The 15,944-nt window shown below is 60.1% G+C and carries 10 protein-coding genes; 2 read left to right on the top strand and 8 right to left on the bottom strand.

Going from position 1 to position 15,944, the window contains the following annotated elements:
* Positions 1-50 precede the first annotated feature (50 nt).
* On the top strand, positions 51-395 hold the full coding sequence (locus ACP7BE_RS21800; RefSeq protein ID WP_016783536.1) for a cupin domain-containing protein: 345 nt from the start codon (positions 51-53) through the stop codon (positions 393-395).
* Positions 396-455: 60 nt separating this feature from the next.
* Here the strand turns inward: ACP7BE_RS21800 and mmsB are convergent, their stop codons facing one another.
* Together mmsB and ACP7BE_RS21810 are read right to left on the bottom strand one after the other, a co-directional pair.
* Positions 456-1,343, bottom strand: coding sequence for a 3-hydroxyisobutyrate dehydrogenase (gene mmsB / locus ACP7BE_RS21805; protein ID WP_095002466.1), 888 nt, complete (start codon positions 1,341-1,343; stop codon positions 456-458).
* 11 nt (positions 1,344-1,354) lie between these two features.
* Positions 1,355-2,869 (bottom strand): CoA-acylating methylmalonate-semialdehyde dehydrogenase, encoded by a 1,515-nt coding sequence (locus ACP7BE_RS21810; protein ID WP_095002465.1) that lies wholly within the window; start codon positions 2,867-2,869, stop codon positions 1,355-1,357.
* Between the two features lie 114 nt (positions 2,870-2,983).
* Between ACP7BE_RS21810 and ACP7BE_RS21815 the strand changes: the two genes are divergently transcribed.
* A complete protein-coding gene (locus tag ACP7BE_RS21815) occupies positions 2,984-3,931 on the top strand; it encodes a LysR family transcriptional regulator (RefSeq protein WP_095002464.1) in 948 nt (315 codons plus the stop codon).
* A gap of 58 nt (positions 3,932-3,989) precedes the next feature.
* Here the strand turns inward: ACP7BE_RS21815 and ACP7BE_RS21820 are convergent, their stop codons facing one another.
* From ACP7BE_RS21820 to recC, 6 genes are all read right to left on the bottom strand, one after another.
* Positions 3,990-4,493, bottom strand: a complete 504-nt coding sequence (locus tag ACP7BE_RS21820; protein WP_095002463.1) for an OmpA family protein — start codon at positions 4,491-4,493, stop codon at positions 3,990-3,992.
* 7 nt (positions 4,494-4,500) lie between these two features.
* Positions 4,501-5,772: a diguanylate cyclase domain-containing protein gene (locus ACP7BE_RS21825; RefSeq protein ID WP_426107234.1), complete on the bottom strand. Its 1,272-nt coding sequence runs from the start codon at positions 5,770-5,772 to the stop codon at positions 4,501-4,503.
* Complete coding sequence (locus ACP7BE_RS21830; RefSeq protein ID WP_095002461.1) at positions 5,769-6,344, bottom strand: YfiR family protein; 576 nt, start codon at positions 6,342-6,344, stop codon at positions 5,769-5,771. The genes ACP7BE_RS21825 and ACP7BE_RS21830 overlap by 4 nt, the downstream gene beginning before the upstream one ends.
* 182 nt (positions 6,345-6,526) lie before the next feature.
* Positions 6,527-8,611, bottom strand: coding sequence for an exodeoxyribonuclease V subunit alpha (gene recD, locus ACP7BE_RS21835; RefSeq protein WP_426107236.1), 2,085 nt, complete (start codon positions 8,609-8,611; stop codon positions 6,527-6,529).
* Complete coding sequence (recB, locus tag ACP7BE_RS21840; RefSeq protein WP_426107238.1) at positions 8,608-12,297, bottom strand: exodeoxyribonuclease V subunit beta; 3,690 nt, start codon at positions 12,295-12,297, stop codon at positions 8,608-8,610. The genes recD and recB overlap by 4 nt, the downstream gene beginning before the upstream one ends.
* A complete protein-coding gene (recC, locus tag ACP7BE_RS21845) occupies positions 12,297-15,746 on the bottom strand; it encodes an exodeoxyribonuclease V subunit gamma (RefSeq protein ID WP_150628828.1) in 3,450 nt (1,149 codons plus the stop codon). Before recC ends, recB begins: the two co-directional genes overlap by 1 nt.
* Positions 15,747-15,944 lie beyond the last annotated feature (198 nt).

Below are 15,944 nucleotides of genomic sequence, written 5' to 3' on the forward strand. Positions count from 1 at the left end.
AGTATCGCTGCGGTTAGGGTGAGGTTCGATAACCCATCACCGGAGGTCTTATGTCTGCGCCAATCACCGTGCTTCGCGACACCCATCCCCTGCCCGTGCTCGATGCCTGCAAATGGGAAAAACTCGAGGGCGACCCCCATACCGTCAACCTCAACGCCTACACCAGCGAAGACGGCAGCAAGATCATGGGCACGTGGATTTGCACGCCCGGCAAGTGGTATGTGGAATATGTGAAGTGGGAATACTGCGATTTCCGTGAGGGCTATTGCATCATCACCCCAGAGGGCAAAGAACCGATCCATCTGCGGGCCGGGGATATCTTTGTGGTCGAGCCGGGCATGAAAGGCACATGGGAAGTGGTTGAAACCGTGCGCAAGTATTTCGTTTTTGCCTGAGTGAAACCACGCAAAAAACCCGGGAGCCCGCCCGACGCGGGCTCCCGGTAAAGCGACCAGTTACTGAGGTTTGCGATAGCTGTTGATGATGGCCGAGAAATCCTTGCCGCCTTCGCCGCGCAGGCTCATGGCCTGATACAGCTGTTGCGCCACGGCACCCATCACCACAGGCTGGTGGGCCTGACGTGCTGCCTCGGTGGCCAGCCCCAGATCCTTGAGCATCAGCTCGGCACCAAATCCACCGGTATAGCCGCGTGACGCAGGGGCGGTTTCAACGATGCCCGGCCACGGGTTGTACACCTCCGAGCTCCAGCAGCGCCCGGTGGAGCTGTTGATCACCCCGGCCAGTACTTCGCTGTCGATACCCAGTGCAGCCCCCAGGGCCATGGCCTCGCTGACGCCGACCATGGAGATCCCGAGCAGCAGGTTGTTGCAGATTTTAGCCACTTGGCCGGTGCCCACATCCCCGCAATGGACGATGTTGCGGCCCATTTGTTCGAGTACAGGGTGCAGGGTGTCGAACAGCGCCTGGGGAGCGCCGACCATAAAGGTCAGGGTGCCCGCCTGCGCGCCACCGGTGCCGCCGGACACCGGCGCATCGGCCATCTGCACGCCCTGTTTGGCGGCTGCAGCGGCGACATCGCGGGCGGTCTGCGGGTCGATGGTGCTGCAATCAACGGCGGGTACACCTGCGCCGATGCCAGCCAGCACGCCGTCCTCACCCAGCCACACGCTGCGCACATGGGCAGCAGCCGGGAGCATGGTGATCACCAGTTCGGTGCCTTGGGCGGCCTCCCGAGGCGAGGTGCTGATATGGCCACCCAGGGCGGCCAGCTCGGCGAGAATGCTTTGGTTCAGATCAAACAGGTTCAGCGAATGCCCGGCCTTGAGCAGGTTGCGCGCCATTGGTGCGCCCATGTTGCCCAGGCCGATAAATGCGATATTCATGCTGTGTGCCCTCAACGAAGATTGATGGTTGTGTTGACGCCATCATTCACGCTGTCATCGTCGAACCAGCGACTGGTGACGGTCTTGGTTTGAGTATAGAACTGCACCACTTGCTTGCCGTACGGGCCAAGATCACCGAGTTTCGAGCCACGGGAACCCGTGAAGCTGAAGAACGGCACCGGCACCGGGATCGGGATATTGATACCGACCTGGCCCACATCGATTTCAGTCTGGAACTTGCGCGCTGCAGCGCCGCTTTGGGTAAACAGGCCGGTGCCGTTGCCAAACGGGTTGGCGTTGACCAGTGCAATGGCCTGATCGAGGGTATCGACCTCAATCACCACCAGCACCGGGCCGAAAATTTCCTGGGTATAGATTTGCATATCGGTGGTGACCCCGGAAAACAGGGTCGGACCGATAAAGTTGCCTTGTTCGAAACCCGGGACCTTGATGTTGCGGCCATCCAGTTCCAGCACTGCGCCTTCTTTGATGCCGCTTTCGATCAATCCCAGTACCCGCTCTTTAGCACGCCTGGAGATCACCGGACCTACATCCGTACCCGCCTCGCTGCCGGCGTTGACCTTGAGTTTTTGCGCCAGCGCCTTGAGGTCCGGCAGCCATTTTTTCGCCGCCCCCACCAGTACCACCACCGAGGTAGCCATACAGCGTTGGCCGGCTGCGCCAAAACCGGCACCGACCAGCGCGTTGAGGGTTTGCTCGCGGTTGGCATCGGCCAACACCACGGCGTGGTTTTTCGCGCCCATCATCGATTGCACGCGCTTGCCGTGACGGCCCGCCAGGTCATAAACGTGGGTACCGACGGCGGTTGAGCCAACGAACGAAACCGCTTTGATATCGGTGTGGGTGCACAGCGCATCCACCACATCCTTGCCGCCATGCACGACGTTGAGCACACCCGGCGGGACCCCGGCTTCCAGCGCCAGCTCGACCAGCATCAAGGTCGAGAGCGGGTCTTGCTCGGACGGTTTGAGAACGAAGGTGTTACCGCAGGCGATGGCCATCGGGAACATCCATAGCGGAATCATGGCCGGGAAATTGAACGGTGTGATCCCGGCGCAGACCCCGATAGGTTGGCGCAAGGTGTAGGTATCCACCCCGCCCGCAACGTTTTCAGCGAATTCACCCATCTGCAAGGTGCCGATGGAGCAAGCATGCTCGACCACTTCCAGGCCGCGGAAAATATCGCCCTCGGCGTCGGCAATGGTTTTACCCTGTTCGGCACTGAGCACAGTGGCGATGCGCTTGGAGTGCTCGCGAATCAGCGCCTGCAGCTTGAGCATGATGCGCATGCGCGCGCCAATGGGCGTCAGCTTCCAGGTCTGGAAAGCGCGCTGGGCAGCAGCGATGGCGGCGTTGACTTCAGCGGCAGTGGCAAACGGTACTTTGGCCAGCACTTGCTGAGTGGCGGGGTTGATGATGTCGTGCCACTCGGTGGTCTGCGACTCGACCCATTCGCCATCGATCAGCAGGCGGGCGTTTTGGTACGGGGTGGTAGAAACGTTCATGGAAGTCTCCGGCATTATTATTTTAAGTAGGGCTGTCCAGATTGGTCGCAGGACTGTTTTTGGAGTATAGGTGTGCGTTCTTCTAATAAGAACGCACATAAAAGCCGATCAAACATGCAAAAAAACATCACATCGTTAAGCGCATTGAACTGGGACGACCTGAAGTTTTTTCTCGAGGTGGCCCGTACCCGTAAAGCCAGCACTGCGGCCAAACGGCTGGCGGTGGACTACACCACCGTATCGCGACGCATCAGTTCGCTGGAGGCTGCCCTCGGCACACTGCTGTTTGAAAAATCACGCACCAACGGCTTCACCCTGACCAACGAGGGCCAGCGCTTGCTGGGCTATGCCGAGGCCATCGAAAGTACCCTGCATATGGCCTGCGAGCAGGTGTCGGGCTCGGGGGTGGCGTTGTCCGGGCATGTGCGCATGGGTTGCACGGAGGGGTTCGGGAGCTTTTTTATCACCCCTCAGCTCAGCCATTTTGTCGACGCCTACCCGGCCATTTCAGTGGATATCCTGCCCCTGCCGCACTTCATCAGCCTGTCCAAGCGCGAGGCGGATATCGTGATCGCCCTGGAGCGTCCGGAACACGGGCCCTATGTGTGCTGCAAGCTATGCGACTACCGCTTGCAGCTATATGCCACCCAGGAGTATCTGGACCAGCACCCGCCTATCAACCGGGCAGCGGATTTGGCCGAGCACACTTTTATTAGCTATGTGGACGATCTGGCGTTCAGTTCGGAGCTGCTGTACCTGGCCAACGTGCTGCCCGGCGCCAGCGCCAACCTGCGCAGCACCAGCGTGATTGCGCAATTCGTGGCAGCGCAGCAGGGCCGCTCGCTGGCGATTTTGCCGTGCTTTCTGGCCGCCCAGGACCCGCGTTTGCTGCCGGTATTGCCGGGCGAGGTCACCCTGACGCGACAGTTCTGGATGTACTGCCGCGAAGATCTGAGGAAGTTGAAACGCATCACCCTGCTATGGGATTACATCCGCGAAGTGACGGAACTGAATGCGCCGCTGTTGCTGGGCGAGACCCGGGGCATGAGGTTTGTGGACTGACCACACCGCCCCGTAGCAGCTGCCGAAGGAACGAGGCTGCTGCTACGGACCCGGCTTATCAGTCGGCAATCACCACAATCGACACACGGCGGTTTTCCGTACGCCCGGCCCGGGTGTTGTTGCTGGCTACCGGCTCGCGACTACCCAACCCACGGACCTGGATATTCTCAGGGCGCATGCCAACTTTGGTCAGGGCCTTGACCACGCTGTTGGCGCGGCGTACCGACAGTTGCTCGTTGTAGGACTCCTTGCCCGAAGAGTCGGTGTGACCATCCACCCGCACCCGCTGGATATCGGCACCCAGCAAGGCCGTGCCGATACGCTCAACGATTTCCTGGCTCTGTGGGTTAAGCACTTCAAGGTCGCTGCCAAACAGCACTTTGCCCGAAAGACCAAATGCCCAGCCCTCCTCGGTCAACTCAAAGCCCTGTTCCTTGAGGACCGCAATCTGCGCCGGGGTCAGACCCTTTGGCGGGGGAGTCTGGCAACCGGTCAACGACAACGTGGCCAACAACAAGGCAACGCTGAAAAACTGCAGATAACGCTGGGTCAATGCACGCATTTTTGAGTTAGCTCCTGATATTTACGGTGTTTGCGGGGTGCTCCGACTCCGCTACATGTTGCCCGCCTCGGGCGAGGCGCTTGGCCTGGTACATCGCCGAGTCCGCTGCACAGAGCAGTTCCTGGGCGCTTGCACCATGTTCGGGGTAGACGGCAATGCCGATACTCAGCGATGTCACGACACTCACCCGCCCCGGCAGTTCGATGGCCTCAAGCATGCTGGCAATGATCTTCTCGGCAATGCGCTGGGCATCTTCTATTTTGTGCAGCGGAGTCAGCAAGATCGCAAATTCGTCACCGCCCAGGCGCGCCACTACGTCGTCTTCACGCAGTTGCGCACGAATGCGCGTTGCTACCGCTACCAGCACCGCATCACCGGCGGCATGGCCGTAGGCATCATTGATGCCCTTGAAGCGGTCACTGTCGAGAAACAGCACCGCAGCCTTGTCCCGCGTTTTATTGAGCGAGCGCAGAGTGCGCGTCAACCGGGCTTCAAAGTAGGCGCGGTTAGGCAGGTTGGTGAGCGAATCGTGGCTGGCCTGATGAGCCAGGGCCTCATTTTCGTTTTGCAGATGGCTTTGCCATGACTCCAGCTCGTCGAGCAGGGCATTGAAGTCGTTGCCCAGACTATCGAGCTCGGCAATATGCGCGGGCGGTACGCGACGATCGAACGCACGTTCACGACGGGCAGCGTGGGCCACTTGCGCCAGCTGCTGCAAAGGCCCGGTAATGCCATCCAGCAGCCGGCGCGACAGGTACAGCGCACTCCAGGCACTGAGCGCGGTACACACCAGCACGCCAAGCAAGCCGCTAAGCAAAAAACGCAGCATATTGGCGCCATGCCCGCGCAGAACGACCCGGCCAACCTCCTGGCCCTGATGCAAAATCGGCATGCTGATCGGCTGCTGCAGCAAGCCATCGGCCAACAGCATTTCGACCCTGGACAGCAGATCGGTTTGCGGACGCTGCCATTGCGCGAGCAGTTCACCCTCGGCGGTATACACCTGAGCCTCGGCGACCGCTTCGGTGGAAGCAATCAAGGCCAGGGCCTCGGTTGCTGCCCCGGGGTCGTCAAACACCACGGCCGCTTCCACGGTGTAGTTGATGGAGCGGGCAATCAGGTGCAGGTTGTGATCGGCATAGACCTTGAGCGCCAGCACGCCCAGCAGGGTCATGGAGGCGCTGGCCAGTGTCACCGCAACCAGTGCCACGCCAAGATGCCCACGGCGCAACACCGAACGCAGCCGGCGACGTCGTTGCGGCGCATTCAACCCGCTCATGGTTGCGCCGCCCGACGGCGTGACAGTTGCAACACACTGGGGTGAATACGTACACCGCTGCGGGCGACGGAGTCGAGGTTGACCTCGAATGACACTTGCTCATCACGCACATGCAGGCAAAACAGGCTGCCCACGGTGCATTGGTCACCGTCTTCGCTGATGCTCAGCACCGCCTTGGTGTTGAGGCTGCTAAACAGGCGACTGCGCTCGTCGGCGCTCAGCTTGCCCAGGTATACCGCGTTGCAACTGCTGGCGATGCCGGGGTCACTCGCCAGCACGCGACGCACCTGCACCGGCCGGCCAGTGGATTGAGTGGCACCCTTGAGCAGGTCATCGGTGTATTCGGTGGGGCCGATCACGCACAACTGAAGTTGTGCCGGCTCTGTGGGCCAGCGCGCATAACTGAGGATGCCCAGCACAACCTGGGTCACGGCCTTGGCGCGCTGATCCGCCAGGTTGATGGGCGTTTGAGCCTGAACCAGACAAGGAGTGCTCAGCAGTAACAGGCAAAAGGAAATCAGCCGTAGCCGCCATCCAAAGTGCTGTTCTGTCGATGAGACAGCCACATCCATGCGGGATTTCTCTGAGATCTTTATGGGAATAGTGTCGTAACGATAGCACGACAACCGTATTAACTGTGATACAGGTCACATTGGACGCGCCATTTCTTGTGGGAGCGGGCTTGCTCGCGATGGCATCACCCAAGTTTGCCAGCTCCCACAAAAAAGTACCCCGATCAGGATCAAGACTTCGGCTATCCCAGCCCCAGCATCAACCCGCTCAGGCGCTTGACCTTGCGCTGTACGGCCTCCTCAAAAACTCCCGCACGCGGCTCTATCAGACTGAACCAGTGCTTGGCCCGGGTGATACCGGTATAGATCAGCTCTTTCGTCAACACCGGGTTGAGCGCTTCGGGCAGCACCAACGCCGTATGGGAAAACTCCGAGCCCTGGGATTTATGTACGGTCATGGCATAGACCGTCTCGACATCATTGAGCCGGCTTGGCAGTACAAAACGGATGCCGCCCTGCCCGTCGTTACGCGCGAAAGCCACCCGCAATACATGACGCCGGGCCTGACCATCACCCTCGGGAAGTGTGAGGGCGATGCCAATATCGCCGTTCATCAGGCCCAGTCCGTAATCATTGCGGGTCATCAGCACCGGGCGGCCTTCGTACCAATGCCGGTCGCCATCAATCAGCTTGCGGGCAAACAGGGCGCCGGTGATACGCTCATTCAGGCCCTCCACGCCCCACGGTCCCTTGCGCACGGCGCAGAGCACCTGAAAGGCCTCGAACGCCTGCAGCACGTTACCCGCCCATACCGCCCAACACGGGTCTTCAAGAACGCTCTCGGTGTCTGGTCGCTGATCGCGCAAAACCTCCAGGTAGTGCCGATAGCCTTTAGCCTCTGTCCCCCGCCCTTCCAGCGCCAGACGTTCAAATGCGCGGTCCTGCTCACCCTTGAGGGGCAACGCAAAGAGGTCGGCATGGCTGCCTGCCGCCAGCAAGGCACGCGCTTCGCGGGGCAGTTGCTGGTTGACCAGACGCGACAGCTGGCCAATACCGCTGCCCTCACCAAAGCGCCGCGAGTGGCGCAGCATCACTACCTGCTGCGCCAGCGGGTGCGTACTGTCCAGGTCTTGCTGCAAACCACTGGCACTGAGATTTTCGCCGCTAACCTGCTCCAGCCAGTTTCGGGTTTGCGGGGTATACCAGCCCGCTTCGGCGTCGCGGCACAAATCACCCAGCACGGCACCGGCTTCAACCGATGCCAACTGGTCCTTGTCACCCAGCAGCACCAGCCGCGCATGAGCAGGTAGGGCATCGAGCAAATTGGCCATCATTTCCAGATCGATCATCGACGCCTCATCAACCACCAGCACGTCCAGCGGCAGGCGATTGCCCGCATGATGGCGAAAATGCCGCGTACCGGGGCGGCTGCCGAGCAGGCGATGAACAGTGGTCACGTCGCTGGGGATTTTTTGCCGGACCTTGTCGTCCACTTCCAGGGATTTGACTTGCAGGCTGATCGACTCTGTCAGGCGCGCAGCCGCCTTGCCGGTCGGTGCCGCCAGGCGAATGCGCAAAGGCGTGCCCGCCTCTACCGCCGGTGCTTGCAACAACGCCAGCAAACGCACCACGGTGGTGGTCTTACCGGTGCCGGGGCCACCAGTGACAATGCTGAAAGCTCCCCGCGTGGCCAGGGCGCAGGCCAGTTTTTGCCAGTCAATCGGCGCATCCTGTGCAGGTCTGCCAAACAAACCGTCAAGGCGCGTAGGCAAATCCGCCGGTGTCGCTTCAGCCATCGCCAGACGTTGGCGCAAGGCACCGTCGATTCGACGTTCATAGGCCCAATAGCGACGCAAATACAGACGCCGCTCACTCAATACCAAGGGTCGGCTGGCCGCATCCGCAGACGACCAGCCCGTGTGTTCAACCAGCGGGCTGGCTTGCAGGGCCTTGCACCAGGCCTCGCCGTCCAGGGCCTCAAGCAGTTGCGAAGGCAGCAGCATGGCGCCGGTTTGCACATCACCTTCGGGGGGTAAAGAGAGTGCAAAATCCGGCTCTTTCAGGGTTTCAAACAAATCCAGGCACACATGACCGTGGCCCAGTTGATGGCTGGTCAGGGCCGCCGCCAGCAACACCAGGGGGTCGCCCTGCGGATCGCGCTCATGCAGGAACGCGACGAAGGCCTTATCCAGAGCGCGCAACCAGCCGCGCTCGACCCAGCGTTCAAGTAACAACAGCAAATCCTCGGCCCGGCCCAGCGGTTGAAGCAGGGCCAGGCTTTCGGCCGTCAATGGCGTAGGCAACAGTTCGGCAAACGAACGACTCATAACAACACTCCCTGTTCCCACGCCGGTTCAGCTGTTTTCGGCAGCGGTTTGCCCTGGAACATCAGGTCCAGGCTTTCGATCAATAGTCTGGGCGGGCGGGTGAAAAACACGCCCTGTCCCTGGGCGCGGGTACCACGCAAAAACAGATACAGTGCGCCGCCCATATGCTGGTCGTAGTCATAGCCGGGCAATCGAGCCTTGAGCTGACGATGCAAAGCCAACAAATACAGGACATATTGCAGGTCGTAGCGGTTGTCCAGAATGGAGGCGGTCATCGCCTGCTCGGTGTAGGCCGAATCATCGGTACCCAGCCAGTTGGATTTGTAGTCCGCCACGTAATAACGCCCCTGGTGCTCGAAGGTCAGATCGATAAAGCCCTTGAACATGCCGTTGAGCAGGCTCGGCTCGGCCCCCGCCCGCGCGGCGCCACCGTGGGTATGCTGACGCACCAGTGTGTCCATCTGCACAACATCGACCTTGTGGCTGGCAAACCAGAATTCCATTTCAATCTGGTACTGGCTCAACTCACTCAAGACCACAGCGGGCTGACCATTATTCAGACGCAGCGGTTCATCTTGCAGATGCTGCAGCCAGTCACTCAAGGTTTCGATCCAGCCTTGCCAGCCACGCCGGTTGCAGCGCCGTGCTACAGCGTCCTTGATCGCTTCGGGGTCGGCCTTGAAGCCTTCGCTGCCCGCCCATTCAAGCAGGCCATGGAGAAAAGTCCCGGGATTTGGCCCACGGGGGAAGCGGTGAATATCACCCCCACTGAGCAACACTTCACGCGGTGCCTCAGGGTCGAGTCGCTCATCATCCGAGAGCTTTTGCGCCAAGGCACTTTCAGGTGCTTCGGCCGGGCTGAGGCTGTCACCAATGCGCAGTGCGCTATAGGAAGCGATCCACCAGTTTTCAGCGGCACGGCGGCCCGGGATCAGCGGCTCAAGCAAGGTTGCCTGGTTGAGCGGTGGATAAAAATGCGCCGCGTCAGCAGCTGGAACGGGTTCGCACTGCAGGGCGTCGCAACCTTGCTGCACCTCGGCCAACCAGCTCTGCAAGCCCGCCGACTCGGCCAGCATGGCACCACCACCCAGCAAATAACCCAGGGCGCAGAGGTGCAAGACCGAGCGATTGCTATTGCCGCGCTTGAGGTCGGCAACCCCCAGCCAACACGCATGCCGGGCACGGGTCAGGGCTACATACAGCAAGCGCAGGTCTTCGGCCAGACGCTCGTCATCGGCCTGGGCAATCAGCTCTGGCGTCGGTTTCAAACTGACCTGGGCGTTGCCCGCAGCATCGTGGAAGTGCAGCGGCAGACGACTGCCATCCACCGGTTTTGCGGAGCAGATAAACGGCAAAAACACCAACGGGTACTCCAGCCCCTTGGACTTGTGGATAGTCACCACCTTGACCAGTTGCTCGTCACTTTCCAGGCGCAGGATCTGTTCTTCACCCGCCTGGCCGGACAAGGCCAGGTGCTCGGCCAGATGACGGATCAGCGCCTGCTCACCGTCCAGCTCGGCTGCGGCTTGCTGCAACAATTCGGACAAGTGCAAGACGTTGGTCAGCACGCGCTCGCCATCGGGGCGGGCAATCAGGGCCTGGGGCAGTTCAAAGTCATGCAGCAGGCGACGCAACATGGCGAGTACCCCTTGCTTGCGCCAGGTTTCGCGATAACCGCGGAACTGCATAACGCGTCTTTCCCACGCCAGTTCGTCCTGGTTCAGACGCTCCAGCTCAACCAGCGGCAAGTCCAGGGTGATACAGGCCAATGCGGCACGCAGTGGGCGCTCGACGTCAGGCTCGGCGCAGGCCTTGAGCCAGGCCAGCACATCATGTGCTTCCTGCGCGGCGTACACCGAATCCTTATCCGACAGGTAAACGCTTCGCACACCACGGCTCGATAATTCTCTCCGCACGGCCTGAGCTTCCTTACCGTCACGCACGAGAATCGCGATGTCGGCAGGTAATACGCCACGCAGTGCTTCGCCGTCCTTGATAAAACCGCAGCGCCCTTGCTGGCCACCATTAAGCAGCTCGACAATCTGGCTGGCACAGGCGGCCGCCAGATACTGACGATACACAGCACCCGACAGCGGTTGCTCGGAGGGCAATTGCCAGAGCGTCAGGGCGCTGACAGGCTGGCCATCAAGCTGCAGGACTTCCTTACGCCCTTGGGATTTAACCGAAACAAAGGGCACGGGGTTTTCTGAACCCTCGCGGAACAAAAATGCACCACGTCCGCTATCGCGCAGCTCGGCCCGCTCAAAGACATGATTGACGGCCTTGACCATGGCGTGACTGGAGCGGAAGTTGGTATCCAGCGTGTGCAAGCGCCCTGCAGTCGCCTGACGTGCGCGCAAGTAGGTGTAGATATCCGCCCCGCGAAAGGCATAGATAGCCTGTTTTGGGTCGCCAATCAAAAACAGCCCGGTGTCTGGGCAATTGTCTTCAATCCGGTAGATGGTCTCGAAGATACGGTACTGCACGGGGTCGGTGTCCTGGAACTCATCGATCAGCGCCACGGGGAACTGTTCACGAATCAGGGTCGCCAGGCGATCACCGCCATCGGCCTGCAATGCCGAGTCCAGGCGCAGTAGCATATCGTCGAAACCCATTTCGGCACGGCGGCGTTTTTCTTCTTCAAAACGCACACTCACCCAGTGCGCCGCATGCTGCAGCACGGCGGCGTCCGGGCTCGGCAAGGTATCGAGCGCGGCCTTGAGGCCGGGCATGGCATCCAGGCCCGGATGCTGCGGGGCAACGCCTTTCCAGGCTTCGGCCATACCGTCGGGAGTCAGACGCGTGAAGCCGGTACCCAGATCAAGCTGTTCCTGATCTTCGTCAGCTGCCCAGGCGCTGAGCTTTTCAAACCAGGGTTCAAAATAACGGGCCTGCATTTTACGACCGTCGACCGTTTTGCTGGCCACGCCCTGCAGGCAGATCTCACGCAGCTCTTGAGCCCATTGCAGCCAGGGGGCTTTAAGCTGCACCAATGCCTGGCGGCGCTCCAGCAAGCAGGCCTCGATCATTTGTGCAGGCGTTTGTTCAGCATTGGCTGGCTGGCGCGAGCTACCAAACAACGCTCGCACGCGCGGCATCAAGGCGGCGGGGCCGCTCCAGTTGGCACGCACCCAGTTCAGCGCGTCGCCGTGCATGGGGTAGCAAAACAGCCGCCAGTAATCGCGCAGCACTTCGCCCAGCAAGTCGCTGTGATCGGTTTCCAGGGTCTGGGTAAACAGGCTGCCGCTATCGAAAGCGTGCTCGCGCAACATGCGCTGGCACCAACCGTGAATGGTCGAGACCGCAGCCTCGTCCATCCATTGGGCGGCGATATCCAGACGCCCGGCGCAAGCAGCCCACTGCTCGGGAGCAAACTGGTCACGCAGTTCTTCGACCAAGGCATCCGGCGCGTCGATCTCGCCACGAAAATAGCGTGCGGCTTCTGCCAGGCGGGTACGGATGCGGTCGCGCAGTTCTTTGGTGGCAGCATCAGTAAAGGTCACCACGAGAATTTGCGGTGGTAATAGCTCACGGCCAAAACCGGATTCTACGCCGCCATGCCCCAAAATCAGGCGCAGGTAGAGTGCCGAGATCGTGAAGGTTTTACCGGTGCCTGCACTGGCCTCGATCAATTGGCTGCCGCGCAGGGGAAATGCCAGGGCCAGCGGTAATGTTTGCTCGCTCATTAGCGGGATGCCTCGCTGTTTAATGAGCGCCAGGGCGCATCAAAAAGGGGTCGATAGAGGGCATCGCACCACTCTTCGAATTCGTCGCCAGCCATCAAGGCCGCATAGTCAGGAAACTGCCGGGCCAGGGCGGCGCTTTCACGGCGCTCGCCGTCACTGGTTTGGCCATCACCCTCATAGGCTTTTTGCGCCGCCGCATCGGCCTTGGCCGGATCTGTCTGGGCCAGCCAGGCAAAAGCAGTTTTTACCGCGACAGGCAGCGGGTGGCTCATCCCGACTTTCCAGGCAGTGAGCAAGTTGCCAAGAATCTCCCGGGCCTGCCTGGTGTCCAGAGGTTCGAGCAGCAAGGTGTCATCACTGGCCACCAGGGCGGTCGTCATCTGCAGGCCACAGGCGCAGGCTGCCAGATGGTTTACCCATGGCCGGGTCAAACGGTGCCATTTCCGGGTTTTGATCGCACCAATGCTATTAGGAATAGTGGTTACAGACAGTAAGCCCTTGTCGCTACGCTGATGCAGATTGCCGAGCCAGCCTTCCAGCGTCAGACCTTGATCCTCAAAACTGACAGGCAACGCGCTGTTTAGCGGTGTAGGCCAAAGAGCCAGCAGTTGCTGATAGCGCTGTAGTACATCTGGTAATGGCTCGATTAATTCGTGTTGCAGGCACTCTCCAAACCCGGCCATGGGCAGCAAACCGCTGCCTTGCAGGCGCTGGGCACGGGTATGCAAGGCGCTTTCCAGTTGATCCGGCTGCGCCAGTGCAGCTTCAAGCAGGCTGTCGCTCAAGGTGTAGCGCTGCAATGCGTCGAGTACGAAAGGTTCTTCATCGGCCAAAGGTACTTCCGCTGCCTCAAAGAATACTTTCAGGCGCTGACTAAAGAAGTGGCGCACTGGGTTTCGCAAAAAATCCTGTAACTGCGTCAGGTTCAGTGGTTCTTCCTGGATATGCGCGCCAAGCGTGCCGGGGCCAACGGGCTCCGGTTGTGGCGCATGCAAGCGCTGCCATTCACGCGCATAGCTGAACAGGTTAGGGTTGCCTTCATGAAAGTAACGAGTGCTAAAGGGTTGCAGTGGGTGCTCTTGGGTCATGGCCTCAAGCAGGTCGCCGCCCCCTTGCAGATGCCAACCACTGGCAAGGTGGTCACGCAGCTGGCCAATCAGGACACAGGCCGGACGCTCGCTGTTGTCGCGAATACTGCGCCCTACCCAGCTGATATAAAGCTGATCACGAGCCGAAAGCAGCGCTTCAAGAAGCAGGTAACGGTCATCTTCACGGCGCGAACGGTCGCCCGGGCGGTAATCGCTGCCCATCAGATCGAAGTCCAGCGGCGGCTGGGCTCGCGGGTAGTCGCCGTCGTTCATGCCCAGCAGGCATACCAGCTTGAAGGGGATGGCCCGCATCGGCATCAGGGTGCAGAAGTTGACCGCCCCGGCCAGGAAGCGTTGTGACAACTTGCCCTGGTCAAGTCCGGTAAGCCAGGCCTCGCGTACTACGGTCAGCGGTAACTCATCCTGCAGACCAACCAGTTCACAGGTTTCGAGCCAGGTTTCGCGCAGCTCTTCAAGCTGGGCCAACAGGTAGTCGTCGTGCTCTGTTTCGGCCTGGAAAAACAGCTGCACCAAAGCCTGCAGGCGCTCGCCCCAGAGCTGCGGCAATGCCGGTTGCGAGAGCTCCTGATGAGCGATTTCCAACGCATCGAGCAAAGCTACCAGCGGGCCGATCAGTACGGCATCCAGCCCCCCGATCTCATCGTAGGGCTCAATACCATCGCAGGCCTCACCACTGCCTACGGCATACCCGAGCAACATGCGGCGCAAACCAAAACGCCAACTGTTTTGCTCCAGTTGCTCGGGCAAACCAAGACCGGCACGCTGCTGCGCATTCAACCCCCAGCGAATGCCAGCGCCTTCAATCCAGCGATGCAAGGTTGGCAAGTCGCGCTCTTGCACCTTGAAACGGGCGCGCAGTGATGGCACGTCGAGCAAATCCAGGATTTCACTGACGGGGAAACGGCTGTCAGGCAATTTAAGCAGGTGTTCGAGAGCGATCAGCAATGGATCACGACCACGCTGCCCCTGGTCGGCCAGGGTGTAGGGAATAAAGCGTCGATCATCACGTTCGATTTGCCCAAAAACAGCACGGATATGCGGCGCGTAACTGTCCACATCCGGCACCATCACAATCACATCACGTGGCTGCAACTGAGGGTTCTCGCTGAAACGTGCGAGCAACTGGTCGTGCAGGATCTCGACTTCACGCTGCGCACTATGCGCAACATGGAAGCGTATTGAGCGATCCTGTGCCAGATCGATGGCGGGCCATAGCTCCCGGGTTTCGTTGAGCGGGCGCAGCTCAAGAATATCGTCCTGCAACTGGTTGAGCAGGTTAAGCGGTTCAACTTCGCTGAACAGGTCGATACGGCCATCGCGAAAAGCTGCGCGATAACTGTTGGGCTCGTCGTAGCTGTCGAGCAGGTTGATATAGTCACGGCCTTGTTTACCCCAGGCAGCCAGCAAGGGATGGGCATGCTGATGCAGGGTATCCAGATCAAGTGCTGTAGGCATGCCGCTTTTGCGGGCCTGACGTTTGTACTGATGACGCAGCAGATCTTTATCGGCAACGATGTCAGACCAATGATGGCGGCAAGGGTTGTGCACACACAACAATACCTGGCTGAAGCGGGCGAGCCCGGCCAGGGCTTCAAGTGCCTGAGCAGGCAGTGACGAGATGCCAAAAACGATCACCCGCGCGGGCAAGCCGGGCGGGGCTTGCTCGAGGCTGTTGATCTTGTCCATAAAACGCTGATGAACGCCGGCACGGCTCTGTGACATGCCCTCTTCACCTACATCGAGCAGAAGCGCACGCCACAACTCGGCCTGCCAGCAGTTAGCCGGGCTCAGGGCCGGGCTTTCGCCCCGGGCGTTACGCAATTGATGACGACCTGCGGCCCAGTCCTCAAGCCAGTCGGCGCGATACACCTGATATTGGTCGAACAGGTCGGCAAGACGCTCAGACAGCTGATAGCGCTTGCGCAGATCGGTGTCGTGAGTCAGGAAGCGCTGCAGGGGTTCGAAGTGCGGCTGATCGATAAGGGCAGGCAGCAGGCGCATCAGACGCCAGGTCAGCGGGGCTTTATCGAGCAATGACTTGGCGGGGATTTCTTCACTGCCCAGTACCAGCCGATAGAGCTGCCACAAAAAACTGCCGGGCAACTGCACGTCCACGGCTGCAGCAATACCGCAGCCGCCGAGGTCGTCGTCGCGGGCATCTTCGGCAAGAGCCAGCTTTAACCATTGGGCGATGCCGTTACTCTGCACCAAAGCAATTTCGTTCTCCAGAGGAGCCAGCGGGTAAAGGCGCATCCAGCTGACAACCAGGCTGCGTAACTCATCGAGGCGGTTGCCATGAACCACCATAAAACCCGCATTGAGAGGCGTAGCAACCGACATGACGGCATCCTTAGGAGAAAGCGAAATCCAAAGGCGAACCTTAACATTGCTCGGCAATGGAGGCTTGAAGCTGCGGCTGTTTTTCTGCCCACAAAAACAAACCCCCTGTCTGCGTGAGCAGACAGGGGGTTTGGAATTTAATCTTGACGATGACCTACTCTCACATGGGGAAACCCCACACTACCATCGGCGATGCAT

This window comes from Pseudomonas sp. TWR1-1-3, assembly GCF_049896805.1.
GTDB lineage: Bacteria > Pseudomonadota > Gammaproteobacteria > Pseudomonadales > Pseudomonadaceae > Aquipseudomonas > Aquipseudomonas bubulae.